Genomic DNA, 1976 nt, shown 5'->3' on the forward strand with positions numbered 1-1976 from the left:
CGACGGCAGCGGCTACCCCTACGGCCTGAGCGGTGCGGCCATCCCGGAGTTCGCCCGGGTCGTCGCCGTGGCGGACGCCTTCGACGCGATGACCTCCACCCGCTCCTACCGGCCCGGCCGGCCCGTCCCCGCCGCCGTGGAGGAGCTCGAACGCTGCGCCGGGAGCCAGTTCGATCCCCGGATGGTACGGGCGCTGGCGCGTGCCCTCGACCGGCACGGCTGGTCCGCGGCGGCCACCGCCGTCCCCTCGGACGAGGAGGTGCCCCGGCCGCCCCGGCAGCGGCCGGCCCCGCCCCGCGAGGCCGCCCAGGGGCCCGCCGGCCGGCCGGGGCGCCCGTGATGACGTCCTTCCACCGCCTCGTCCCGCCCCCGGCGGCCCTCGCCGTCCGGGGAGCCGCACTGGCCCTCGCGCTCGTCGCGCTCGGCCATACGTTCTGGCACGGCCTCGTGGAGCCCGGGCACGCGCTCGCCTTCGGGGCCCTGATCACCGTCGGTGAGCTGGCCCGCTGGGGCGCCCTGCCCGGTGAGCGCGAGCCCGCGCCCCTGGGGGCGGCCGGTGCGCTGGCGTACGCCCTGCTCGGCAGCAGCCGGGGGACGCCCACCACCCACGGTGTCCTCCAGGTGGTCACCGTCGTGGTGGCGGCACAGCTGCTCGCCGCGGTCCCGCAGGCGGCGCGCGGCAGCGGCCCGGGGCCGGACCGGGTGGCCCGCCGGATCCTGGCCGTGGGATTCGCCGCCGTCTGCTTCCAGCCGCTCTCGAACTCGGGGCACGCGGTGCGCTGGTTCGGTGAAGGGCCGCCTTTCGCCGTCTTCCTGCTCCTCCTGCTGGTCCTCACCGCCCTGTGCGACGCGGTGCTCGCGGCCCTGACCGCCCGGACCCCGCGCCCCTTCGGGCCGCTGCTGCGCGACGAGCTCCGGGCGCTCAGCGGCATCGGATCCGCGGTCTGCGCGACCGGTGCGGTCATGGCCCTCGGGGTCGCCGTCGCGGGGCTGTGGGCGCTGCCGGTGCTGTGCGTGCCACTGCTGCTGACCCAGGTCTCCTTCCGCCGGTACGCCGCCGCCCGCACGACCTACCGCCAGACCATCGCCTCGCTGGCCAGGGCCACCGAGATCGCGGGGTACACCCGGCACGGCCACGCCCGGAGGGTGGCCGTGCTCTCGGACGCGGTCGGCCGGGAGCTGGGCCTGTCCGGGCCCGAGCTGACCGTCCTGGAGTACGCGGCGCTGATGCACGACATCGGGCAGCTCTCGCTGGTGGACGCCGTGCCGGGCGGGGCGACGGTCACGCTGCCGCCCGCAGAGCAGCGCAGGATCGCCCTGCTCGGGGGCGCCGTGGTCCGGCAGACCGGCGGGGAGACCGAGGTGGCGGTCGTGGTCGAACAGCAGGCCGATCCGTACCGGGAGCAGCCCACCGCGGCCCGGATCATCCGTGCGGTCAACGCGTACGACGACCTGTGCGGGGAAGGCGTCAGCGGAGCCCTGGGGGCGCTTGAGCAGCTCAGGCTCGGCACCGGGCGCGACTACCAGCCGCAGGTGGTCGAGGCGCTGGCGAGGGTCCTGGCGCGAGGTGGTCTGACCCCGGCCCCCAGTGGGTAACCCACGGGTAATGAGCGGGCGTCCGGCCGGGCATGGTTGGATGCGAAGAGAGCGAGCATACGAGGGTGTCCAGTCGGGACAGGCGGGAATCGTGAGGATCTTCGGGAAGGTACGGCATCGGCCGTCCGCCTCTTGGCGGCAGGCCACGGACCGCGCGTTCACGCTGATCGGCGACGGCCGGTACGAGGACGCGGGCGCGCTGCTGACACGCGCGGCGGATCTGGAACCCTGGCTCTCGGAGTCCTGGTTCAATCTGGCGCTGCTGCACAAGTTCCGGCACGACTGGGAGCAGGCGAGAGCGGCCGGCCTGCGTGCCGTGGCCCTGCTCGACCGCGAGTCCGGGGCCCCGGACTGGTGGAACGTCGGGATCGCCGCCACCG

General features: G+C 75.7%; 2 protein-coding genes and 1 pseudogene. All 3 read left to right on the forward strand.

Features of this window, described 5'->3' with window-relative positions:
- A partial coding sequence (locus IH13_RS0110135) for an HD-GYP domain-containing protein (RefSeq protein ID WP_031083050.1) occupies positions 1-340 on the forward strand: 340 nt, incomplete at its 5' end.
- Positions 340-1596: an HD-GYP domain-containing protein gene (locus IH13_RS0110140; protein ID WP_031083052.1), complete on the forward strand. Its 1257-nt coding sequence runs from the start codon at positions 340-342 to the stop codon at positions 1594-1596. The genes IH13_RS0110135 and IH13_RS0110140, both read left to right, overlap by 1 nt.
- 91 nt (positions 1597-1687) lie before the next feature.
- A pseudogene (locus IH13_RS0110145) lies at positions 1688-1976 on the forward strand (tetratricopeptide repeat protein); the annotation flags it as partial.

The organism is Streptomyces sp. NRRL WC-3549, assembly GCF_000721935.1.
Lineage (GTDB): Bacteria > Actinomycetota > Actinomycetes > Streptomycetales > Streptomycetaceae > Streptomyces.